A 21,929-nucleotide genomic window follows, 5' to 3' on the forward strand; every position below is an offset into this window, starting at 1 on the left:
GCAGTCTAGGGTGATCGTGTGACGTCGCGACAGACCACCCTCACGAAGCTTCTCGATGCGGCCGAAGACCTGTTCTTCACGCAGGGGATCGCCGCGACCCCCATCGACGCTGTCCTGGTGCGCGCGGGGGTGTCGTCGGCGACGCTCTACCGGGCCTACCCGAGCAAAGAGGTGCTCGTCGCTGCGGTCCTCGACCGCCGACATGCCGCGTGGCTCGCGGAGTGGGATGCCGCCCTCGCCGCCGCCACGACGCCGGCCCAGGCCCTGATGTCGGTCTTCGACGCGAACGACGCCTTCCGCTCCGGCCCCCGCGGCGCGCGCTGGTGCGCGTTCCTCAACACGGCGGCCGAGTTCGCCGATCCCCCGCCGCAGATCGCCGAGGTGCTCGCGCGCGAGACCGCTACCTACCGCGAGCGCCTCACGCGTCTCGCTCGCGAGGCCGGCGCCGCCGATCCCGGCGCTCTCGCCGACCAGCTGCTGCTCGTCGTGTCGGGCGATCTCGCGATGCACCTCCGACGGGATGCCGAGGCCCCGGCATCCACCGCCCGAACCGTCGCCGCGGCGGTCGTCGCCGCCGCCCTGCCCTGCGACGGCGGGGCGCTATTTCCGCCCCCCGACGGCGCCGGGCGCCCTACTTCCGCCCCACCCGCCGCTCGACGAGCTTCCGCGCCACGTCCATGAAGCTCGGGGCGTATTTCGCCCACTCCTGGTCGAGCTTGCGCACGTCGATCTTGCCGGTGTGCAGCAGCTCGCAGATCTTCAGCCAGCTCTCGCCCGTCGCCGCCGTCAGCGCCGCCGCCACCGCCGCGTTGACGACGATGCCCGCACCGGGGATCAGCTTCAAGAAGCTCGTCGCGAGCGCCCGCCCGGCCACCTGCACGCCGAACTGCGCGAGCGCTCCGGCGGAGAGCATCGTCTTGACCTCGAGGTCGTAGATCGCGGCGATGCGCCCCATCATCGTCAGTTGGATCGGCGCCAGCGTGACAGCATCCGACACAGGAAGCGGAACGGATGCCGCCCCCGCGGCCGCTGCGGACGCCGCGGCGATGATCGGCCGCGCCATCTCCCTCTTCCACGGGAGGTTGAGGCGCTGTGCGATGCGAAAGGCGTCCTTATCGCGGTCGGGCGCGAGCTCGAGCGTTTCCGTGACAAGGTCACCGAGGCCGTGCCCCTTGCCCTTCCCGTTCTTGTCGCGGGTCGAGGTGAGGATGACCTGCCGGTAGGGGATGCGCAGCCGCTCACCGGTGTTCGGATCGATCGGGTCGTTCAACCACTCGACGAACGCCTCGAGGTCTTTCGCGACACCCTGGTGCCCGGTGATCGGGTTCTTGATCCAGTCGACCTTCGTCAGCACGAGGATCACCGGCAGCCCTCGCGCGTCGAGCTCGCGGATCATCGCGATGTCGGCGGGGGTGAGCCGGTCGTCGGCGGCCCGCACGCAGTACCAGACGACCGAGATCTGGTGGTCGCCGGGGTGGGCGGCGATGGCATCCAAGTGGTTCCGCAGCTGCTGATCCGGCGGCACGGGCGAGCCGATCTCGAACCCCTCCACGTCCCAGATGCCGAGCGAGTCGTCGCTGTAGAAGTGCACGCCCCGCGTGACCGGGAGCCCCCGCCCCACCTTCGCCCAGTCGCGCCCGAACACCGCGTTCACGAGCGACGACTTCCCGACGCCCGACGCGCCGACGATCGCGAGGTTGAACCGGCCGTACCGCGACTTCGCCTCCGACGTCGCCTCGATGAAGGCCTTCTCGTCGAGCTGCCGCGCGTCGGTGTTCTTCTTCGCCATGGTCCCGCCTCCCCGAACGTCGGCCTCAGGATGCCGCGACTCGCGCGGCGGATGAGGTTGTGTCGAATCTACGGGGCGGGGCGACGCGGAACGGGTTTCGCCCGCCCCCTTGTGCTGTCGATGCTTGCGACTTTCAGCCTGGCGTCCAGTGGATCGATCACGCTTCGCCGGACTGCATGCGCCGCGGGTCGTAGTGCTGGTGTTCTTCGCGGCTCGGGCAGTTCAGATCGATGATGGTTACCAGAGGAAGCGGCACTTTTCCCTCGGCGGCCATCAGGCATTTGTGAGGGGTCACCCACGCGATGCAGTCGACCCGAGCCTCCTTGAGGATGGCAACGAAATCCCTGTCGGCGAAATGAAAGTGAGGCCGACTCAGCCCATCCTTGCCGAACGCTCCCATTGATTCGAAGTACGCTGTTGACTCGTCAAAAATGACGAATGCCAAATCGAACCCGGGTCGCTCCGCGCGATAGGCGTCGACTTTTTCCGCATGGTTCCTGACGACCTTCGCGAAATGGTGTTTATACGCTCGAAAGCTATGGTCATCCGCAGTCGGAAGCCCCGTGTTCGCGATTACAGTGACAGAGGCGCCGGGCGCCAGGTCGGCAAACCCCGCCGCCTCGATCTCCCGGAGAATGGCAGACTCCCTCGCTCGAGTGGCGTCCTTGCCGCTTCTTCGAGGATGGTCATCTACCCGCATGACCTCAATTAGCAAGCGACCCTCGATGTCTTCGAAATCCGGACGCTCACGTTCTACGAGCGTCTTACCTCTCAGGGACGCGAGCAATCGGTGGCCCATTTCCGTCTCCTGTGGGTAGAAGCAGACGCTCGGATTGTCTTGCTTCGCGACGAAATCAATAATCTCGCGCTCTTTCGTATAACTCAGATCCATGCTTCAGGCCCCCTGTGAGCGATTGATACACCCCGGCTCGACATTCCTCGGGACGAATCGCAACTTCTTGTATCTTTACGGCTGCCGCCGCACCCCGCTCCACTCGCCCGCGGCATCCCGCACGAACACGATCCGGTCGTGCAACCGCGACGGACGCCCCTGCCAGAACTCGATCTCCCGCGGCTCCACCCGATACCCGCCCCAGTGCGGCGGACGCGGCACGGGCTGGTCGTCCGCGAAGCGGGCCGACACCTCCTCCATCTGCTCCTCGAGCGCGGCACGGGATGCCACGGGCTCCGACTGGTGGCTCGCCCAGGCCGACAGCTGCGAGCCGCGCGGCCGCGACGCGAAATAGGCGTCGTCGCGCTCGGCGGGCAGCGGGATGGCCGTGCCGAGCACGATCACCTGCCGCTGCAGCGCGTACCAGGGGAACAGGATCGACACCGCCGGATTCCCCGCCAGCGCCTGCCCCTTCCGCGAGTCCCTGTTCGTGAAGAACCACAGCGCGCCGTCGTCGTCGACTCCGCGCAGCAGCACCGTCCGCGAGGTCGGCCGGTGCTCGGCATCCACCGTCGACACGACCATCGCGTTCGGTTCGGGCAGGTCCGCGGCCTCCGTCAGCCAGCGCTGGAAGAGCGCCAGCGGGGATGCCGTCAGCGCGGCGTCGTCGAGCTCGTCGAGCGTGTAGTCGAGGCGGTGGGCGAGGGGGTTCTCGGTCATCGCGCGGTCCTCCGAAGCGTCGCTGGGGGCACCATCGTATGCGCGGCGCGTCCGACCGCGGCCCGACCGCCGCCCGGGACGAGATCGACTGTCAGAGCCCCGCGATCCCGGCCGACCGCACAACGAAGTACACGAGCGTCGCCGCCACGGCCGCCACGAGCACCACCGCGGTCCAGAACATCGCAATGCGCAGCCGGCGGGTCTGAGCGGATTCGCCCGGCCGGTTCCAGGGCGCGCGCGCCATCACCGTTCGGCTCCGACCCGTGCGACCGTAATCGACATCGGCATGCGTTCCCCCTGCGCTGCTCCATGGACGAAAGCCCACGCTAATTAGCCCCGCGCTCAGACGCCAGCACCCGGCGGCCGCCCCCGTCAACCCAACGCCGCACACATGTGCACCGCGTGGAATAGGTCGGCGCCGCGCTCCGTTGGTGTCGCGTGGCCCTTGTTCCCCACGAAAGGACTCCCGTGAGCCTGTTCAGCCCCACCACCGTCGGCAGAATCGGCGTGCGCAACCGCGTCTCGCTCGCCCCCATGACCCGCCTGCGCGCGAACGCTGACGGCGTTCCCGGACCGATCGTCGCGAAGTACTACGAGCAGCGCGCCGGCATCGGCCTCCTCGTCACCGAGGGCGTGTTCCCGAGCGCCGAGTCGAAGGCGTACCCCGGCCAGCCCGGAATCGTCACCGACGAGCAGGCCGCCGGCTGGGCGAAGGTCGCGGATGCCGTGCACGCCGAAGGCGGAGTGGTGTTCATGCAGCTCATGAACGGCGGACGCGTCACCCACACCGACATCACCGGCACCGACCGCATCGTCGCCCCCTCGGCGATCGCGATCGAGGGCGACACCCGCCTCGCCGACGGCTCGAAGGTCGCCTACCCCGTGCCCCACGCCCTCGAAACCGAGGAGCTCGCCACCGTCCGCGACGAGTTCGTCAAGGCCGCCCGACGGGCCGTGGATGCCGGCATCGACGGCGTCGAGCTCCACTCGGCGAACGGCTACCTGCTGCACGAGTTCCTCTCCCCCGCTTCCAACCAGCGCACCGACGGCTACGGCGGATCGCCCGAAGCCCGCGCCCGCTTCGTGATCGAGGTCGCCCAGGCCGTCGTCGCCGAGATCGGCGCCGACCGCGTCGGCATCCGCATCTCCCCCGCCCACAACATCCAGGACGTCTGGGAGAAGGACGACGCCGAGACCCGCGCCACCTACGAGGCCCTCATTGCCGGCCTCGCCCCGCTCGGCCTGGCCTACCTGAGCGTGCTGCACGCCGACCCCGCGAGCGACCTCATTCAGGACCTCCGCCGCGCCTTCGGCGGCACCTTCATCGTCAACTCCGGCTTCTCGAAGTTGACCACGCGCGACGAGGCCGTCACGGCCGTCGATGAGGGCATCGCCGACCTGGTCGCCGTCGGCCGCCCCGCCATCGCCAACCCCGACCTCGTGACGCGCTGGGAGCAGGGCGCCGACGAGAACGAGGTGAACCAGGCCACGGTGTACGGCGGCGGCGAGGGTGGGTATACGGATTACCCGACCTTGAAGGACTGAAGAATTCGTGCCGAAAGGCCCCGCGCGAAATTTTCGCGCGGGGCCTTCTCTACGACGTGAGGTGCACGATCAAAGGTGAGGGAAGGCCTCAACCTTGCTGTCGAGCGGCACCTTCCACAGGCTGACGTTCCAAGCTGCGGTACCGCCAGCGGGCACCCGGTCGGTGAAGGTGAAGTCGACCCCGACGATCTTTCCGCCGCCGTCGCGCGCGATCAGATCGATGCGCACCAGGTCCTGATCTTCCGAGAAGTTGCTGGTCACTGTGCCGCTGACAGTCATCCAGTCGTACTCGGAGCCCGTCGTGATCTCACCGAGCGTGAAAGATCCTGTCTCAGCTGCCGGAGAGTATGTCGCTGCGGCCGCGGTCGGCCCACGAACCTCAATGTGATCGATTTGCGCCGATCCGATGTCGAAGAACCGACCAACGAACCATGACGTGCCCGTCAAGACGGTTCCGTAGCTGCTATCGGTGTCAATCAGAACGCCGTTTGCGTCGTAGGCCTCTACATCGATGCCTGCGTGGCCGAAGACGTAGTCGGCATTCGGGTTGGTCAACTCCACCGCATACCAACCCATGCCGCTCTCCGCGTCCATACCGAACGCGGTCTCCCCCAGCACCAGTTCTTGTGCCTTGGCGACGGCGGGCTTCTCCTCAGCCGCAGGGGCCTCACCGACCGACGACCCTTCGCCGACTGCGGCGGTCCCCACGTCATCGGTGACCGTGTCGTCGACCGCAGTGCTGACAGCGCCGGCAACGACCGCGATGAACACGATCACACCGACGATCGTGCCAACGATGGAAACGATGATCGCCGCAACGCCCTGCCACTTGGGCTTCCCCTTCTTGAATAGTGCGACGATGCCGAGGACGAAGCCGACCGGTAGAAGGAGCCAACCGACGATCAAGGCGCCGGGAACGCAGGCGAAAATGAACCCGAGGGCGGCAACCGCGAGGGCGATGATGCCCAGCACATTGCGCGGTCTCCTGCCTTGAGCGGGAAATTCAGAGCCGTCGGGATAAGAGCTGACCTCGTTAGACGTCGCGCCGACGGGGCGAACCTGCTCAGTCCATGCGGCGCCGTCCCAATAGCGCTCCTGCCCTTGAACGCCAGCCGGGAACCATCCGGCAGGCGCAGACGCGGATATTGAATCAGTCAAAGTACATCCCCCCTTGTAGGCTGCGTCGGGTGTTGCAGCCGCAAAAAACGCCCGCCAGACGATAGCTGGGCCCTGGAAATTTTACGGATCGGCTACCGGTCGATTCATAACCTTTTAACATCACATCCCCAGCGACGCAGACGAGTGGGGGAGGCGTCGACGCTTGCGCCTCCAGCCAACCCCCGAGCGCAGCGCTCCAAGGAGTCAACCGCTGCCTCGTGGCGCCGCCGAGACCACCGCGCCTCCAACCCTCGGCCGCGACGCGAATGAGCGCACTGACGTGGGCTATTCGTCCCTGAGGGATTGACGGCCGGGTGCCGAGCAAGGCGGTGTCGCGACGATGATGCTGCAACACGCCCACATCTCCGCGGTCACCCACTTCAGATCCTGCCCGTTAACACTTGAGCTAGACAAAAACCGGCCGACGCGAGCCAGGCCGAGCTTGCTCGGGTGACCCCGCAAGCCGGGTGCGATTTCGCCAGACTCGAGAGCTGGCGGATTGTGTTACCCAGGCTGACCATGGAACGCAGTTCACCCCTCATCGCGAGACCTCCCTCTCCGAGACGATGGCGTAGGTTTGGGAATTCGTTTCTGCTACCCGGGGGGCATTTTGACGATCGATTTTGTTGCATTGGACTTGGAGACGGCGAATAGGTCGCCGTCTTCGGCATGCGCCATCGGTGCGGTACGCGTTCGGGACGGTGTCATCGTCGAGGAATTTCACACGCTGATCCAACCGCCGGAGGAACATAAAGAGTTCGAGTCCGTGAACGTGCGTATCCACGGCATCACGGCTCGGGATGTCGACGACGCACCTCTGTGGCCCCAGGTCTATTCCGATCTGCGAGCATTCATCGGAGACGACACCGTCGTCGGACACAACGCGGCGTATGACATCTCGGTTCTGCTCAACAGCTGCGGCGCTTACGACATCGGTCTCCCGGCACTCAGCGTCGTTTGCACGCTTCAACTGTCTCGAGCCGCGCTCCACCTGCCCTCGTACTCGCTCCCGTGGGTCGCCGAACATCTGGAACTTCCGAGTTTCGAACACCACAACCCGCTTGCCGACGCTCGGACGTCCGCGCTCGTCTTGATTGCCCTCGCCACTCGAGCCACTGCGTCGTCGCTCGACGAGCTGTTGAAACGACTCACGGTCGCCCCCACCGGCACCTGGACCGAGCGTGACGACGCGCTCTTCCACGGTCTGACGGCGGAGCCCGATGCGATCGTCGGAACAGGCTTTGCCGGCGAAATCGTGTGCTTCACCGGAGCGCTGAAGCAGATGGTGCGAAGCAGGGCTCGCGAGCTCGTCGTTGAGCAGGGCGGCACGTGGCAGGACGGCGTCACACGCACGACGACGATCCTCGTCACCGGAGACTTCGATGACCGGACGTTCCGCCCCGGCGCCGCCTTCACTTCGAAACTCGCCAGGGCCTTCTTGCAGGTGGAGAGGGGGCAGGCGCTCGAGATCCTCACCGAGGACGCTTTCGTCACGCGGATGTCAATCGGCGAGGAGGAGCTGCGCGCGAAGATCTCGGCCGGCGGAGGCCGGTCGAAGGTTCCCGAGTGGGTCATCACGCAGGCCGCCTCCGGAGAGAGCAGCGATGACTTCTGGACGTGGTACCGGGCGGCCCTCGCCCATCCCACTGGCCCGGCAAGGGGTGATGAGCCGTGCGTGTGGTGTGGCTCGTCGGTGCCCGCAAAGGCGCATTGGGTTCATCGCGAGCGGCACGTCTGCGGCGTTCACTGCAACGAACGCCTGAAACGGGGCGCCCGTCGGGCGTGGGAGCGAGAGGGCATCGCCGTTCCGGTCGCTCCGCCCGTCGAGTGGAGCTGACTGCGAGACCGCTCCGCACCCGGGATTGCGCGGCTCCCTGCGTCAGAGCGGCCGGTACCGCTGCACGACCGCGCCGGAAGGGAACTCCCGCCGCTCCACGAGTTCGAGAGCGATGTCCACCCCCTCGAGCAGCCGCGGCCCCCGCCCCGCGATCACGGGATGCACCATGAACGTGTACTCGTCGATGAGCACCTGCGCCGCGAGCGTCGCCGGAAGCTTCACGCCGCCGAGCGAGATCCCCCTCCCCGGCTGCTCTTTGAGCCGCCGAACGGCCTCCACGACGTCGCCCCGCACGAGTTCAGCGTTCCAGTCGACTCCGTCGAGGGTTCCGGATGCCACGACCTTCCGCATCGGATCCATCACCTCCGAGAACGCGACCTCACTGGCATCCATCCAGTCCGGCCACTCCCCCGACTCCGGTCGGCGCCACGCGCCCTCCATCAGCTCGTAGGTGACGCGCCCGTAGAGCAGCGTGTCGGAGCGGCGCAGCTCGTCGGTCCAGAACGCCATGGACTCGGCATCCGGCGGGAGGCCCGCCTCGTGCGAGCAGCAGCCGTCGAGGGTGACGTTGATGGCGTAGCGGAGGGGCTGGGTCATAGCGCTAGCCTCCTCGTCGAGACTCTTCCGTGGAAGAGGCCGCCGCCGCGAAGCGCGCCGCCTGCACCGCGAACGCTTCCGCCAACTCCGAAGGCTCGACGACCTCCATCGCCACCTCGAACCGCCCGAACGACGCGGCGAGCGCCCCCCACGACCACGACCCGACCTCAAGGGTGCATCGCTCGTCGGTGACGGCGGTGACGGTGCCGTCGCCCGCGAAGGGCAGCACGTCGCGGGCGGGCGCGTGCAGCAGCACGGTGCCCCGGCAGGGCCATTCGTTCGTATCCGACCCCTTGAACCGCGCCGAGACGAACGCGTCGACATCCCCACCCGGCACCACTCGCGGCACGAACGGAGCACCGTGTGGAACCCGGGGTCGCACGCGGTCCGCCGAGAAGAGCCGCCAGTCCTCGCGCTCGATATCCCACCCGAGCAGGTACCACCGTCCTTGCGAGGTCACGAGGTGATGCGGCTCGATCCGCCGAGGCCGAGGCTCCCCCTCGCCCCGCGGCAGATGATCGAAGCGCAGCGTGACCCGGTCGCGCACCGCCTGAGCCAGCGTCAGCAGCACGTCGAGCGGAACAGCAGCAACCGGCGCTTCACCGGGGCGGCCCACCGCCGTCACCTCGACGGCATCCAGCCGATGCCGCAGCCTCGACGGCAACACCTGTCGCATCGTCGTGAGGGCGCGCACCGCCGCCTCGCCGATGTCCGCGCCCAACGCGGGAGCCGCACGTAGCGCGATCGCGACCGCGAGCGCCTGATCGTCGTCGAACAACAGGGGCGGCATCTCGGCACCCGCGTCGAGGCGATATCCCCCGTCGGGACCCATCGTCGTCTCGATCCGATAGCCCATCTCACGCAGGCGATCGATATCGCGCCGCACCGTGCGATCGCTGACATCCAGCCGCGAAGCCAGCACCGAGCCCGGCCAGTCCCGTCGGGCCTGCAGGAGCGACAGCAGGGTGAGCAATCGCGACGTCGTGGCCATACATTCGACGGTAGTCGCGGTCTAGGACAGAAACCGACCTATACGGCTGGGAACTTGATCTCAGAAGCCGATCCCGGCCCATTCATCGAGGAGCAGACATGCCCGTGCAGACCACCACCCACCTGAACTTCCGCGGCGATGCCCGTCAGGCGCTCGAGTTCTACCAGTCCGTCTTCGGCGGCCACCTCGTCGTCAACACCTACGCCGACTTCGGCATGCCGGCCGAGATCCCCGGCTCCGACAAGGTCGTCTTCGGCCTGGTCGCCGCCGAGAACGGCTTCCGCATCATGGGCTACGACATCCCCGGCCGCACCGAGGGCGGCATCGCCGGCGGCGGATCGACCCACCGCGCGAACAACACGACGATCACCGATCAGTCGCTGTTCGTCTCGATCAGCACCCCCACCCTCGAGGAATTGCATGGCTACTGGGACATTCTGTTGACGGATGCCACGATCGTCGAGCCGCTCGCGGCTTCGGCGTGGAGCGCGGGGTTCGGGCTGCTGACCGACCGGTTCGGCGTAACGTGGAGTGTCTCGATCGCGGCGGTGTGAGTTGTGCCGTCGCCGTGCGTACGACCCCGGGCGGCGAGTGCGTAGCCGGCACCTTAAGCGCGGCGTGGTGCTGACTCGGGCCTCGCCAGCGTCCACCCGGCTTGCTAGCTTCTGCGCTAAGCGCCACTTCCGCGCCCCTAGAGGGACCCGAACACGTTCTGAGCATTCTGTACAGCGACGTCGAACGACAACTTCCGCGGAATTACGCGGGTTGTGGAGATCGATGCGACATCCAGCGACGTCCGAATACAGCCACCGGCGAATACAATGCGGCCAAAATGCGGGCAAGAGTTACCAGTCCTGGACTGGGCGCCAGGCTCATCCAGAACTGGATGCGGCCAAGCCGGTATTGGCCACAACCTGAAGGGCGCGATTTTGGGCGGTATGAACGCAAGGGCTCGTTTTGCCTAGCAGAGTGCTCAAATGCGGGTTAACGCATCCCAATGATGTCAGCGACCTATCGAAGGCCCCGATGAACCTGGGCGGACGACAGGTCCGGTGAACTGCTCGCGGAGCTGCTGCTCGCGGGCCTGAACGAGGACCTCCCGACCGGTGGCCTCGTCGACAAGACCCGCAACGCGGGCCCGATTCATCATGCGCGTCGCGGTGCTGACGCTGACGCCGAGCTCTTCCGAGACCAGCTTGAGTGGACCGTCGTTGATGACCGAGGCGAGCCGGTACAGCCTGACCGCCTCGCGCAGGTTCTGGTCCTCCGAGCGCGACGCGTCCGCCCGCAGTCGCCTCAAGTACTGTCCGTAGGCCTCGAGCTCGGACAGACCACCGTCGATGCGGACAACGCGAGACGCAGCCCACTTGACGATGGCCTGCACTCGGAGGTCGCGCAGCAGCGTGGTGGTCACCTCATCGCCCTGGCCGCTTCGATCCACTCGGATCCACTCAGCCGCTGCCCGCCGCAGTGCGGGGTCGTACACGACGTGCGCGCGTACGGCACCCGGAATGTCGGGAAGGCCAGTCACGACGGCGACCCACGATCGTGGCAGGTGAATGCCGTCACCGGCGTCGAGGATCTCGTCGTCGATCAGTTCGATCGAGAGTGCAGGCATGCTGCGAGTTTCCCAGTTCCAGGAGGTGCGAGCAAGTGATGACATCGACCACTCACGGGTGTACATTGCGTGAGCAAGTGATGACATCGAACATCCAGCGAAGGAGAAAGTCATGAACGCGTCGCCGAATTCGCTAGCCCTGACGATGAAGGATGCCGCGAAGCTCGTCGGCGTCGACTACCGCACGATCAAGCTCGGCATCGAGAGCGGGACGATCCCCACGATCCAACTCGGCCCGCGCCGGATGATCCCCCGCGCTCCGCTGCTGCGCGCCTTCGGCGTCGACGCCTGACAGTGGTGCGACGAGCCATGCTGCGCAGCGTGTAGGCACCTGCAGGCTCGGCCCCTATTTGCGATCGGGCCTCGGCGGCCAGCGGGCGGCCGCGGACGCGCCCTCGGCTGTTCGATTCGGACCTGTTCAAGAGGGCGATGGTCCGTCATGTCGTGTGACAAGGCAGACCGATCTCCGGGCGCTGTGCCGGCGGATCAGCGTTCGGGCGGGTCAGACTCGTCATTGTCGGTGCGCGTAATGACGGTCGTCGCCACAGACGAGATCATCCACTCCACTGACGAATCCGTTGCCTTAGCGGCGAAGTCAACCAGGAACGACGAGATGTGCGCATTCGCCCGGATGTAGGCATTGAACCGATCTTCTATTTGCTCCGGCTCCCCAAAGACGAAATCGACAATGTTCTGCATGCAGGCCTGCTGCGCTTCCTCGTCATTGAGGGTTTGAGCTGTCATCAACTCCGTCGATAGACGGATAGCCGCACGTACGGTTCGGTCGTGTTCTGCCTCGCTCGCCATGGATTAAGGCTAGCGAGTCTATTCACCCACGCGCGATTCACGTCCGTCGGTGCCCCCGCGTGCCGGGAACAGAAGGGGCACCGCCGACACGCATCCACCTCACTCACGTGCTCGAGGGATCGTGATGCAGCGTGAAGTTGCCGCCGGTGATCGCAATCACCACGCTGCCGACCGCTGCTGCCGTGCTGTCGTCGTCTGCCGGATATCTGCGGGTTCATCGACTGCCCACCGGCGTTGCTGTCGTCAAACGTTCGGCGGGGGGATGCTTCGCTCCGTAGTCACGTCTCCACCTTGGAGCGGGTCCACGCGGGTAAGGAACTCCCGATCATGGTGATTCGTCAGCGGGACGGCCGCTTCTTCACGGTTAGGGAAGAGGCCGAAGGAGGGCCGGGAAGGATCTTGAGGCCAGCCTCACCGCAAGCTGTAACTCCATCTAGGGCGGCAAACGTTGTCCCAACGTCATGCGCTCCTGCTTGACCAAAGAGCGCCCACGCCACAGCACCGGGAGTAAATCTCGGAGTGTATCGAATTCCGTGCAGCCCGTAGGAAGAGAACGCGGCAGCCCATTCATGGGGGACGGTGTAGGGAGTCATGGACGTCAACTCTGATGTCACGCCGAAGTCGGCGGCCCCTTGCGCGGAAACGTCGCCGTAGGAGCCGGTGAGCCCGGCGATCTCCGTTACCGTCATTCCTTCCGCATCTGACTGAGTCACTAGACCGCCCGGCGTGATCGCGCCTCCAAGCCGTTCTCGAATCGCGGCGCCCATCGAATCTGCCAGGTAGCAGGTTCCGCTCGGGGCGGCCAGATCGAACCGCCCCTCCCCGCTTGAGGAGAACCAACCGGGCGTATTTGCTGATCCATGAGCGCGCCAGAGCGTATCGACCACTGAAAGTTCCGCTATGGGGAATCCGTCAAGCGGGATGCTCGGCGGTTTCTGCGCCACTTCCTCTCGACCACCAGTCACGCGGACCGCCGCGCGATCTCGTCGTGCGCGAAGGCGAAGACCCGGTCGGCCTGTTGGGGGTCTCGCATGAGTTCGATGGGGGTACGACCGTCGAGAGTGTGTTGTGGATTGTTCAACCAAAGCGCGACGGTCCAGTCGTCCGTGATTTCGCTCCGGAGCAGGCGGAGGAGCTCCTTGAAGCGTGGGGGAAGTCGCCCCTCCTCATCGAACTGGAACGCCGGGTACAGCAGCGCGTTGTCTGAGGTTCGGAGCCCAAGCAGCGAGCCGGTCCCGGTAAGCTTGCTCACGTTCTGCCGCGTTTCGTTGCGCCACTTCGCAATCGCCGACGCCTTGTAGAACGGCCCAATGAGGTCGTCCCACTGGCTCAGTCCAGAGTCGGATCGCTTCGGGCGCTTCGCGTGCTCCAGCAGTCTTCGTATGGCGTCCGCCTTGCTTTGTCTAAAACTGGCCGCGCGCGCTAGCTCCGCGAGCCCGGTAGGTGCTGCCCAACCGGAGGTGAAGGCCGATTGCAGAGCGGTCTCGAGCCCGCCGGTCACCTGAACCTCGTACACACCAGCTTCCGTGTCGATGAGCAGGCGGATCGTCGTCTTCGCTGCCTCGAAGTTGGTCAGCGCGACCGTCCGCTTGTCGAGCTTCTTGACGCTCACCGGTTGACCGATCACTTCTAGCTCGCCGTCTCCTGACACGACTCCTCCAACCCTCGGTTGACATATATGTCAACTATCGTACGTTGACGGGGGCCATGTCGCCAGGGCCTGCGGGTTATGCCGTAGCTGAGGGGGCGCACACACCTGACCCAAGGTCTGATCATGGCGGCGTGAAAGTGTCTGGAGGCTCCGCGGACGGTCTCGCGGAATACTCACGTGGCGCCGGGACTTACTGCCTGTGGAGGGTCCGACGTGACCAGCGGGCTGCTGGCGTGGATTCAGTCCGAGAACCTTTGATCGTCTTGTCCATTGTTTTGGACGACCGGCTGATCCGCTACCGGACGCGGAACGAAGCGAGACTGTCTGCGTGCACCGGCGCCTCCGCCGAGTGGACCGCGGCAACGCGTCCTTAGACATACGAGGCTTCCTCATCAAGCCGGTACAGCAGGCTGCATGCGAGCATCAACCCCTGGACAGCGTTCCGTCGGCTGAACTGCCGAGGGCTCACAGTATGTGCGGTCGCGTTGCGGCTGAACGTCGACGGCACCTTGTCGCCGTTACTTACGTAGAACTGTTGATACGCCTGCCACATTGGCGCGAACGCGATGAACTCTCGAATCGTAAACTCGTTGTACGCGTCATTCGTGGGCGTCTTCTTGTTCGGCGTGTATTTGTACCGGTCCCTGCCGAAGTAGCCTGTTACGACCGCGTCAATAAGCGAACCGGTCAGCGCCTGCGCACCGGCTGAATGCCCGCTGTCGAGAGCGTCTAGCGCCGCCACGGCGAACGGTACATAGGGCGCTACGGCAGCCGAGGTACAGCTCAGCACTGCTGCACGGCAGTCTGCCGAGATCATTTTCCAGCGGCGACCAAGGATTTCTCGGCGAGCCCGCGCATTCTTGGCTTGGACAAGCGCTTCGGCCGTTGAGCTGCGCGGCAGACCATACAGCGCGATTCCCTCGGCCATGACAACCTGGTTGACCGCCTCGATCTTGAGCTTGGAGATCTCCCTGAGATTGGGCGGGTAGAAGCTTGCCCGCATCGCCTCGAGCGCCGGGCCGAGATTCTGGAGCAGTGCCAACTGCTCCTCGGCGAAGGATTGGGAGACCTTCGCGGCGATACCCGCGAAGTCGATGTTCCGAGTGAGCTGCTCGACCGTACGACCAATCTCGGCTCGCGCCAGGACGATGCTCCTGACGGCATCGCTGCTGATGGCTTTTGCCATCTGCTCTCGAATGTTCGCGTGCGCGATGATGATTGGCTCGATCGAGGTGGCGAGCATCTTCTGCTGCGTTTCAACAATTCTGGCGACATCGACGAGACCTGTCAGGAACGCCTCGGGGATTTTGACCGCCGGCGGATCAAACGTCAGCCCCTGTCGGATGATCGCGAAGGTGCGACGTAGACTCTCCGCCTGCTCCGGTGTTAGCTCGACGCCGCCGTCCTCCTCATCGTCCTCGTCGCGGTCGGCGTTGCCCTCCTCGCGGTCGGCGTCGTCCGCATCGCCGAGAGGCTCCTCTGCTGCCGCATCATCAGTCACCACAGCAGATTAGAACGCGAGCAGATTTGTAGGGTCACCGCAAATCGCATCGGTGAACCGCGCGGGTTACAACTCACCATGGCGCCTCCCGACGCAGCGGGAGTTCTGATCCCAGGAGTCGATGATCCCTGTGCCCTTGCGCGCGGTCGAATGCACAGCGCTCGTCGACAACTCGGCCATTTCCCCTACGCCTACCTCTCAGGCGAAACTTGACACATGACCGATGCCCACGGCGCGCGCGAGCAGGCTGCCCCCGACGAACACGTGGCGGTGGTGAGCCCATATGCCGGCGGCGGCGGGGGCAGCACGCTCGGTCATCGGGTGGCCACGAGTTACCTCGCCGACATGCTTCTCGCGGCTGGCCGTCCCGAGACCGATGAGCTACCCGTGGTCCGGCTTTCCTTTCAGACCAACCCGACAGACCCCATCGATGACTTGCGAGTGGAGGCCGCGCAGGGGGCGTCGCGGGTCGTAGTTCATGTTGCCGCTCGACGCTCCCCGCAGTTCGTCGAAAGCCACAAGAAGACGGCGGCGCTCATCGGGAGTTTGTTGGATCAGGTAGAGCTCTTCGGCAGCGACGAACGCAGGTACGTCGCGGTCGCGGTTACAGGCATGACGCCAGCTTTCAGGGAGGTCCAGGGGCTTGCGTCGCTGGCACGGGATAACGCCTCCGAACACGCGTTTCATGGCCAGGTCCACGAGCAGGGACGTCACGCAGGTTACGCCGGTCGGTACAAACACCTGACCGCTCTGGTTGGGAGAGCGCGACCGACGTCGTCCTCGAGTGAGCTTCGAACATTGGTCTGGTTGCTCCTCAGCCGCCTGTGGCTACTCGACTTCCGCGTCGAGTCCGACGACGAGACCGACTGGGTCGCTATTGGCAATCGACTCACCACTCTCGCGCGGGCCGGATTGAGCGGCGGCGAGGTGCGCGACCATCTCTACTCTCTTGCCGCCCAGTTCGACCAGAAGGGCACGGAAGTGGACCGTGACCTTCTTCGACGCAGGGCTCATTCTGTCCTCGCGCCGAATGCAGGACGGTCATCGGAGGCATGGGCGAAGTTGGAGGTCGAACAGCGTTCGGCACTGGTCGCGGTCCGCCATGCGATTGCTGGAGGACTCGAACTGCCACGCACTGAGGTGCGGACGAGAGTCAAGATTGAGCTCGCCAAGGCGGGACTGACGAAGAGCGCCGTGCTCATCACTGGCGAGTCTGGCACGGGCAAGAGCGCTCTGACGTTATCGACCGCGCAGAAACTCGCCGCAACACCAAGCGAGTTCCAGTGCGTAGCCATGAATTTGCGGCGGGTCTGTGAATCAGTGTCAGGGCTGTCATCCGACCTCGGAATGCCGTTTCACGCTGTACTCAGCGAGATGACGGCACCATCTCGTATCCTGATTGTTGACGCCGCCGACGCCGCCGTCGAGGGGCGGCATGCGCTGTTGCGCGAACTCGCTGTAGCGGCTCGCGCTGCCGATCTCGGACTGGTTCTGGTGACCGCAGATACGGCGGTCGAGGATGTGGCGACTTACGTCAATGACCTGTACCCGGCACTTGATAAGTTCGAGATTGCGGGACTCAATGACGATGAGTTACGTGTCGTGGGCACGGCGGTGCCGGCGATTGCTGGTGCCCTGAAGAACTTGCCGCCCCGGTCGATGTACCGGCGCTTGGCGGTCGTGGATCTTCTTGCCCTCACTGGGGTCAAGGTGACGGAGCCACTGGGGAACTGGGACTGCCTTCAGCTGGTCTGGACGAAACTCATCGGCCGGGCTACCCCTGGGAGCCCGGCTGCGGCGCGCACCGAGACTCTCCTCGCGATCAGCGAGGAAGAGCTCGAACTACCGGAGACGGATCGACGCTCTCGGGTCGAGTATGCCGCGCTCGACGCGCTGCGAACCGACCGTCTGGTGTCGCCCGAGGACCTTAGAAAAGCGGAACCCGCTTTCGCGCACGACGAGGTCCGCCGCTTCGCGACGGCTGTGCGCCTGGTGCGAGCCCCGTCCATCACTGAAACGCTGACGGCATCGGGGCCTAAGCGATGGTCGATGTCAGCAGCCAAGCTCGCATGCGAAGGCCTGCTCGCAGGCGCCAGCGACGCGAACGCGGAACTCGCGGGGCTCGTTACCCAGTTCAACGCGCTCGGCGACATGTCGACGGGGCGTTGGCGAGATGTGCCGCTCGAAGCGGTGCTCGAGATGTCGGACGCCTATAACCTGCTGCGGCACATGCTAGATGCGAGTTCGGGACAGTCCGCCGCCAATCTTGCGAAGTTGGTTAGATTGGTCTCACTTCATCAGCGGCACGACGGCATGGTCGATGTGTCGCGGGGTGAGCCAGTCGTGCGACTCCTTGTTGAGGAGAATGACGAGCTGTGGGACCAAGACGATGACGGGTTCCGGCTGGTCTGCGAGTGGCTCAACTCCGCCCTGCTCGCGAGGCTGCCTGCAGGTCAGTCAACTCGGCAGGCACTACGAGGACGATTGCTCGACCATTGGCGAAAGCACCGTCTTCCCGGGACCGAGAACGGGGTATCTCGCAAGACTGCCGACGATACCGTCTACAGCGTTTTCGACAACTACTCGAGACCTCACCGGCAACCGAGAGTGCTTGGCCGGGAGATAACTCACGAGCGGTACATCCGGTTGCTCGCGCTGCTCGGGCCTGACATCGACGACGACGTGAGCGCCTGCCTGTCCGAGGTCGCCGTACACGCCCCGTCACGTCTGCAACCAGCTGTCGACCTCGACTGGAGCGCTTTAGGTATTAGCCTGCACGACCCGACGCTCTTGCTTCAGTTGACCGAGTCCTATTACATCGACAGTCGAGACGACCGTGGCGGCACCCTTTGGAATGGCATCCGCCACCACCAGACCCGTGGCGCCCGCGCTCTCAACGGCCCCACACACGGGTCGTTCTGGGTCCTGATGGAGTTTTGTCTCGTCGCGGACTGGGCCCCCGTCGTGAACCGGATACTGAACCACGCGGCGAATGTCCAATGCCTCGCAGAAGACGGTTCGGGGTCGGTCGAGTCAGACTACGCTTTCACGCTGGCTATCGACGGCACCGAGCGGACTTATGTCGGCGATGGCAATGTGTGGGGCTGGTACAGAGGCAACACCGGCGGCCCGTACCCCTGCGTCAGCGCGCTCCAGGCTGTCGAACGGTGGGCTGACCGAACGGTTGCCGCTGGAACGTCAATTGAGACGGTTGCCACGGCGCTGCTGAAGGGTTGCGACAACCTAGCGATGCCCGCCCTTGTCGTAGGCGCCGCCATCCGCCACTTCGGCGACGACCCTCGGGCGCTCGACCGCTACCTAGTGGAGCCTCTTGTCTGGCAGTTTGAGCAGTACCGCGCCACGAAGGAAGCCATCGGCTTCATGCGTTCACCCGACGACGGGATCACGAACCCCGACCGCCGCGCCTGGCATCTCCCCAACCTGGTCCCGAGCCTTGCGTTCTACGCGGACGATTCGCGCCGCGACGAGCTAAGAGGCTTGGGCGACCAACTTATCCAGAACAGTGCCCGCTTCGATGTCGAAGAGAGCACCATGCGGCGATGGGCACTGCTATTCGACGCCGATAACTTGATGACAGAGCGAGTTCAGGGTGGCGTACAGGTTTCGGTCAGAGAGCCGGACGATATCGAGCGAGGCCTCGCCCCGGTGCGAGCTGACCTGGCGCGCGGCGACACTCTCCTTGGGCTCCAGAACAAGTACTGGATTCCGCCACGAGAGCAGAAGGCCGGCTGGACGCCACCGACCGCGGCCGAGATTGCGCAGGACCTCGCTCAGATCAAAGAGCTGCACGACAACCCGCCTATGCACTCTGGGACCGAACCGACTCTTGCGCTCGCCCACGTCGCGGCAGAGGCCATCCGCAGCGCTGTCACGGGTCACGCCGAGGCACTCGGCGAGCAAGTCTCCTTCGCAATCACCTCGGTCATCGGGATACTCCAGCAAGCCGCGGACGACGCCGCGGACGACCCCGATGCCCGCATCTATGAATCGGACATCGGAACGCGCCGAGCCGCGGCAGAAGCCATCCCATGGTTGCTCCTTCCTGAGCTGACGGACAGTCTCACCGCGACGAGCGTGACCTCGGACGACGTCGCCGGAGCCGCCAATGCTCTCGGACCGCTCGCCGCGACCGAGACATGCCTGAGCTTCGCTCGAGGCTGTGACCTCGTCTGGAGCCATTTGTGCACAGGTGACCCGTGCATTCACCTGACCGCCTATGAGTGGGCGCTCGACCTCGCGCGCTTCTGCGAGATCGGCGAATTCGATGAGGACCTCCAGGAAGCTGTAGACGTCCCGCTGGTCGGCGACGTCATGCTCCACATTCCCCAAGTGCGGCCGCACCGCCTCGACACCGCTCGCCTGAGCGCAACCATCCGGGCAGTCGGGCGGGCCGCGACATCAAGCGCTTGCGTCGCCAGGACCGCCCACGGAGACTTGGACACACTTCTCCGAGCGCAAGCGAAGGCGATGACAGCGCTCGAATCTTCCGAGCACATCTACTTCGCCGATGACCGTGGCGCCCAAACTCAAACCGCTGCCCGCGCTCTGCTACTCAGGTCCTCGCACACGGGTGCAGCCGACGCGCTTCTGCTCGACTACATCACGACCATCACCCCCACGGCTCACGTCTTCAGTTCCTTTCTGCAGGATCTGGCGGTAGTCGGCTCGGAGACCCAGGAACTCGCCGACGCGGCAAGAACGGTGTGGCCAACCGTGTTCAAGCATGCGCTGGACGAAGTTGAGAAGAACGGGGCCGTGTATGACCAACCTGATGCGTTCGTCGGCTACGCGCTAGGCAACCTTCTTCCGAACCACCCCGAGACAACACAGTCAATGCATGGCGAGATCGGCCTTCAGACATTCGCATGGGTGCGCCCGGAGGATCTCGCAAAGTTCATTCCGCGGTGGCTCCTCCATGCCGCGGGAAGGCGTGCGTGTCTGCTCGAACTCGTCAGATTCTTGCGCCAACTATCCATCGAGAAACAACTAAGTGAGGGATTGGATTGGGTTGGCGACCTGTGCCTGGCCCGGACTGACCGTCAGATTGTCAGCTATGACCCCATGGACGAGTGGCTCGTAGACATCAAAGTGGAGGCCGACACACGCGGGAGCGGGAACGCGTGGCTGGAACTCGTAGACCGCTTGGTCTACGCAGGAAACGCAAGGCTCGCCGCGTACTCTCGCTGATATCGAAGTCCGCCGGCCGGGAGCAGCCGCTTTCGAAACCGTGCCCGAATTGCTTGTTGAAGCGCGGATGACACACGCGATCGCTGCAGCGCTCGACGCCCGCATCGGGGCCGGCGAGGACGGCGTGTCCTCGATGGTGCCGCTCGACGAGGTCGCGGGTTACGGGAGACCATCATCTCCGCATACAGATGGAGGTTCGTGATTGTATGTAGCGATTTTGGAGGACGGCTGCGTCAGGGCTGGCTCTCCGCGACCGCGCAGCGCGATTTTCCCGCTCGTAGAACCGCCGCGGGACGGTTAGGGGAGGACCCAGCTCGGCGCGGTGAGAGAGTTTGTATTAAGCCACGCCCGCTCAGACGAATCGTCGTAAAGCACCACGCGCATCTTCTCCCTGAGGAGCGCGAGCATACCCGCATCCGCCCCATATCCCGCGGCGTCCGAGAACCTTGTTCTGAGCTCGTCGGCCGTCAAGGTCGCGTCGTGCGCTCCGCGTCGCCAATAAAGAATGAGGTCAGCGTCCCCATTGGCGCGCAAGCCATCGATGATCGCCCTCCACCACCACCGATCCGTGGCTCCGAGTGAGCAGCCGAAGATGATGAAGAGGTCACTCTCGGGGAACAGCGCTTCATACTTCACCTTGTTCTGTGCCCAGTACGGCTTGGAGAGCGTGCGTGCGTCACCGTCCGCTTCATCGATGCCAAATAGCAGTGATCGCGGCGTGTACTGAACACCGTGCGGATGGACCACATCGGATATGAGGTTGGCGACCATGTAGAACGATGCTCGCTCGCGTGCGTCCGAGTGTCCTCGAGGATTTGGATGGAAGTTGATGTTGCGGTCTGACCATCGGTGCGGGTGCGGATCGAACTGCTCCTGGTCGAGGTAGACGAAGTCGTCGAGCAGTGTCGTGTAGTTGAAGTTGATGAACTGGAAATTGAAGATATCGCCGATGTCCACCCGCTGGGTCAGCTTCATCTTGTGGTACTCGTCCGCGTCTTCGATGTCCCCCAGAAACTCCATGTAGGAGTTGATGGTCGACTCGCGCGCCACTGCGATGTCACCCAGCCTGGAGAGCACGTCCGGCGTGGCGACTTGGTCGAGGAAGCTCGCGAACTCTCGTTGGATCTTCCTCACGTCGGCAACGATCTGCCCCGCCGGGACACCGCCGTCGCTCCGAAGTGTCTCGATGGCGTTCTCGACATCGCTCCAATTCTCGGCGCCAGCGGCTTGGAGCGACTCCATCTGCTCCAGGATCAGATTGGTGGGCTCAAACTTTCGATATTTCAGGAAGTGATAGAACGACTCGTATCGCGTGTCTGTTGGAGCCCCAAGGCCAGATAGGACCTGAATATCGAACCCATTGCCGACCAACGCCATCACGTTGTACTGCGTTCTCGCCTCGGCAAAGCGACTCGTGAAGTCCTCGTAGCCCATCTGATTCTCGGTCTCCTCATCATGTTGGCGGGCGGGCTCTCAAGCACCCGCCTGTGTGAAATCGGACTCAGCCCGAGCATGGCATGTGGCAAGTTTGCGCCATCCTCTACGGCGGCAGGGTCAAGCTAGTCGCCCACGGATCTGTGAGCAGACTTTCGGATCGATGCTGGACTTGCTTGAC

General features: G+C 64.7%; 18 protein-coding genes and 1 pseudogene. 6 read left to right on the forward strand and 13 right to left on the reverse strand.

What is annotated here, in order from left to right:
- The first annotated feature begins 18 nt into the window (after positions 1 to 18).
- Positions 19 to 681, forward strand: coding sequence for a TetR/AcrR family transcriptional regulator (locus tag B0B15_RS01960; RefSeq protein ID WP_076673041.1), 663 nt, complete (start codon positions 19 to 21; stop codon positions 679 to 681).
- Here B0B15_RS01960 and B0B15_RS01965 read toward each other — a convergent pair.
- The 4 genes from B0B15_RS01965 to B0B15_RS16395 form a co-directional block, all read right to left on the reverse strand.
- A complete protein-coding gene (locus tag B0B15_RS01965) occupies positions 632 to 1,789 on the reverse strand; it encodes a GTPase family protein (protein ID WP_076673042.1) in 1,158 nt (385 codons plus the stop codon). The two genes, B0B15_RS01960 and B0B15_RS01965, sit on opposite strands and share 50 nt — an antisense overlap.
- A gap of 157 nt (positions 1,790 to 1,946) precedes the next feature.
- Positions 1,947 to 2,681, reverse strand: coding sequence for a hypothetical protein (locus tag B0B15_RS01970; protein WP_076673043.1), 735 nt, complete (start codon positions 2,679 to 2,681; stop codon positions 1,947 to 1,949).
- Positions 2,682 to 2,756: 75 nt separating this feature from the next.
- Positions 2,757 to 3,401, reverse strand: a complete 645-nt coding sequence (gene pdxH, locus B0B15_RS01975; RefSeq protein ID WP_076673044.1) for a pyridoxamine 5'-phosphate oxidase — start codon at positions 3,399 to 3,401, stop codon at positions 2,757 to 2,759.
- A 91-nt stretch (positions 3,402 to 3,492) separates the two neighbouring features.
- A complete protein-coding gene (locus B0B15_RS16395; RefSeq protein ID WP_176776543.1) occupies positions 3,493 to 3,645 on the reverse strand; it encodes a hypothetical protein in 153 nt (50 codons plus the stop codon).
- 224 nt (positions 3,646 to 3,869) lie between these two features.
- Between B0B15_RS16395 and B0B15_RS01980 the strand changes: the two genes are divergently transcribed.
- Positions 3,870 to 4,946: an alkene reductase gene (locus tag B0B15_RS01980; RefSeq protein WP_076673045.1), complete on the forward strand. Its 1,077-nt coding sequence runs from the start codon at positions 3,870 to 3,872 to the stop codon at positions 4,944 to 4,946.
- A gap of 69 nt (positions 4,947 to 5,015) precedes the next feature.
- On the opposite strand, the gene B0B15_RS16695 is transcribed toward B0B15_RS01980, so the two are convergent.
- The gene (locus B0B15_RS16695) at positions 5,016 to 5,918 is read right to left on the reverse strand and encodes a YybS family protein (protein WP_256334249.1); all 903 of its coding nucleotides are present in this window, start codon (positions 5,916 to 5,918) and stop codon (positions 5,016 to 5,018) included.
- A 78-nt stretch (positions 5,919 to 5,996) separates the two neighbouring features.
- Positions 5,997 to 6,104: pseudogene (locus B0B15_RS16110) on the reverse strand (DUF2510 domain-containing protein); the annotation flags it as partial.
- Positions 6,105 to 6,741: 637 nt separating this feature from the next.
- Between B0B15_RS16110 and B0B15_RS01995 the strand changes: the two are divergent.
- Positions 6,742 to 7,941, forward strand: a complete 1,200-nt coding sequence (locus B0B15_RS01995) for an exonuclease domain-containing protein (RefSeq protein ID WP_256334250.1) — start codon at positions 6,742 to 6,744, stop codon at positions 7,939 to 7,941.
- A gap of 42 nt (positions 7,942 to 7,983) precedes the next feature.
- On the opposite strand, the gene B0B15_RS02000 is transcribed toward B0B15_RS01995, so the two are convergent.
- Together B0B15_RS02000 and B0B15_RS02005 are read right to left on the reverse strand one after the other, a co-directional pair.
- On the reverse strand, positions 7,984 to 8,538 hold the full coding sequence (locus B0B15_RS02000) for a dihydrofolate reductase family protein (RefSeq protein WP_076673047.1): 555 nt from the start codon (positions 8,536 to 8,538) through the stop codon (positions 7,984 to 7,986).
- 4 nt (positions 8,539 to 8,542) lie between these two features.
- Positions 8,543 to 9,529 (reverse strand): helix-turn-helix transcriptional regulator, encoded by a 987-nt coding sequence (locus tag B0B15_RS02005; protein ID WP_076673048.1) that lies wholly within the window; start codon positions 9,527 to 9,529, stop codon positions 8,543 to 8,545.
- Between the two features lie 98 nt (positions 9,530 to 9,627).
- Here B0B15_RS02005 and B0B15_RS02010 point away from each other — a divergent pair, with 98 nt between their 5' ends.
- Positions 9,628 to 10,083 carry a VOC family protein gene (locus tag B0B15_RS02010; RefSeq protein ID WP_076673049.1) on the forward strand — a complete coding sequence of 152 codons (456 nt, stop codon included), beginning with the start codon at positions 9,628 to 9,630 and terminating at the stop codon, positions 10,081 to 10,083.
- 449 nt (positions 10,084 to 10,532) lie between these two features.
- On the opposite strand, the gene B0B15_RS02015 is transcribed toward B0B15_RS02010, so the two are convergent.
- Entirely contained in the window at positions 10,533 to 11,147 is a 615-nt protein-coding gene (locus B0B15_RS02015; protein ID WP_076673050.1) for a hypothetical protein, read from the reverse strand.
- Positions 11,148 to 11,259: 112 nt separating this feature from the next.
- On the opposite strand from B0B15_RS02015, the gene B0B15_RS02020 reads away from it, so the two are divergent.
- Entirely contained in the window at positions 11,260 to 11,439 is a 180-nt protein-coding gene (locus B0B15_RS02020) for a helix-turn-helix domain-containing protein (RefSeq protein ID WP_256334139.1), read from the forward strand.
- A gap of 194 nt (positions 11,440 to 11,633) precedes the next feature.
- Here B0B15_RS02020 and B0B15_RS02025 read toward each other — a convergent pair whose 3' ends face one another.
- The 3 genes from B0B15_RS02025 to B0B15_RS02040 form a co-directional block, all read right to left on the reverse strand.
- Complete coding sequence (locus B0B15_RS02025; protein WP_143016313.1) at positions 11,634 to 11,954, reverse strand: hypothetical protein; 321 nt, start codon at positions 11,952 to 11,954, stop codon at positions 11,634 to 11,636.
- A 961-nt stretch (positions 11,955 to 12,915) separates the two neighbouring features.
- Entirely contained in the window at positions 12,916 to 13,605 is a 690-nt protein-coding gene (locus tag B0B15_RS02035; protein WP_176776545.1) for an antitoxin Xre/MbcA/ParS toxin-binding domain-containing protein, read from the reverse strand.
- A 370-nt stretch (positions 13,606 to 13,975) separates the two neighbouring features.
- Positions 13,976 to 15,106, reverse strand: a complete 1,131-nt coding sequence (locus B0B15_RS02040) for a hypothetical protein (RefSeq protein ID WP_143016314.1) — start codon at positions 15,104 to 15,106, stop codon at positions 13,976 to 13,978.
- 216 nt (positions 15,107 to 15,322) lie between these two features.
- On the opposite strand from B0B15_RS02040, the gene B0B15_RS02045 reads away from it, so the two are divergent.
- Positions 15,323 to 20,314 (forward strand): hypothetical protein, encoded by a 4,992-nt coding sequence (locus tag B0B15_RS02045; protein ID WP_076673055.1) that lies wholly within the window; start codon positions 15,323 to 15,325, stop codon positions 20,312 to 20,314.
- A 297-nt stretch (positions 20,315 to 20,611) separates the two neighbouring features.
- On the opposite strand, the gene B0B15_RS02050 is transcribed toward B0B15_RS02045, so the two are convergent.
- A complete protein-coding gene (locus B0B15_RS02050) occupies positions 20,612 to 21,748 on the reverse strand; it encodes an AbiH family protein (RefSeq protein WP_076673056.1) in 1,137 nt (378 codons plus the stop codon).
- Positions 21,749 to 21,929: the final 181 nt, after the last annotated feature.

This window comes from Microbacterium sp. RU1D (genome assembly GCF_900156435.1).
GTDB lineage: Bacteria > Actinomycetota > Actinomycetes > Actinomycetales > Microbacteriaceae > Microbacterium.

What these genes read in the sequence shown, in the direction of transcription:
- B0B15_RS01965 (WP_076673042.1), bottom strand. Translation starts at nt 1,789, where the DNA reads ATGGCGAAGAAGAACACCGACGCGCGGCAGCTCGACGAGAAGGCCTTC.
- B0B15_RS01970 (WP_076673043.1), bottom strand. Translation starts at nt 2,681, where the DNA reads ATGGATCTGAGTTATACGAAAGAGCGCGAGATTATTGATTTCGTCGCG.
- pdxH (WP_076673044.1), bottom strand. Translation starts at nt 3,401, where the DNA reads ATGACCGAGAACCCCCTCGCCCACCGCCTCGACTACACGCTCGACGAG.
- B0B15_RS16395 (WP_176776543.1), bottom strand. Translation starts at nt 3,645, where the DNA reads ATGGCGCGCGCGCCCTGGAACCGGCCGGGCGAATCCGCTCAGACCCGC.
- B0B15_RS02000 (WP_076673047.1), bottom strand. Translation starts at nt 8,538, where the DNA reads ATGACCCAGCCCCTCCGCTACGCCATCAACGTCACCCTCGACGGCTGC.
- B0B15_RS02005 (WP_076673048.1), bottom strand. Translation starts at nt 9,529, where the DNA reads ATGGCCACGACGTCGCGATTGCTCACCCTGCTGTCGCTCCTGCAGGCC.
- B0B15_RS02010 (WP_076673049.1), top strand. Translation starts at nt 9,628, where the DNA reads ATGCCCGTGCAGACCACCACCCACCTGAACTTCCGCGGCGATGCCCGT.
- B0B15_RS02015 (WP_076673050.1), bottom strand. Translation starts at nt 11,147, where the DNA reads ATGCCTGCACTCTCGATCGAACTGATCGACGACGAGATCCTCGACGCC.
- B0B15_RS02020 (WP_256334139.1), top strand. Translation starts at nt 11,260, where the DNA reads ATGAACGCGTCGCCGAATTCGCTAGCCCTGACGATGAAGGATGCCGCG.
- B0B15_RS02025 (WP_143016313.1), bottom strand. Translation starts at nt 11,954, where the DNA reads ATGGCGAGCGAGGCAGAACACGACCGAACCGTACGTGCGGCTATCCGT.
- B0B15_RS02045 (WP_076673055.1), top strand. Translation starts at nt 15,323, where the DNA reads ATGACCGATGCCCACGGCGCGCGCGAGCAGGCTGCCCCCGACGAACAC.
- B0B15_RS02050 (WP_076673056.1), bottom strand. Translation starts at nt 21,748, where the DNA reads ATGGGCTACGAGGACTTCACGAGTCGCTTTGCCGAGGCGAGAACGCAG.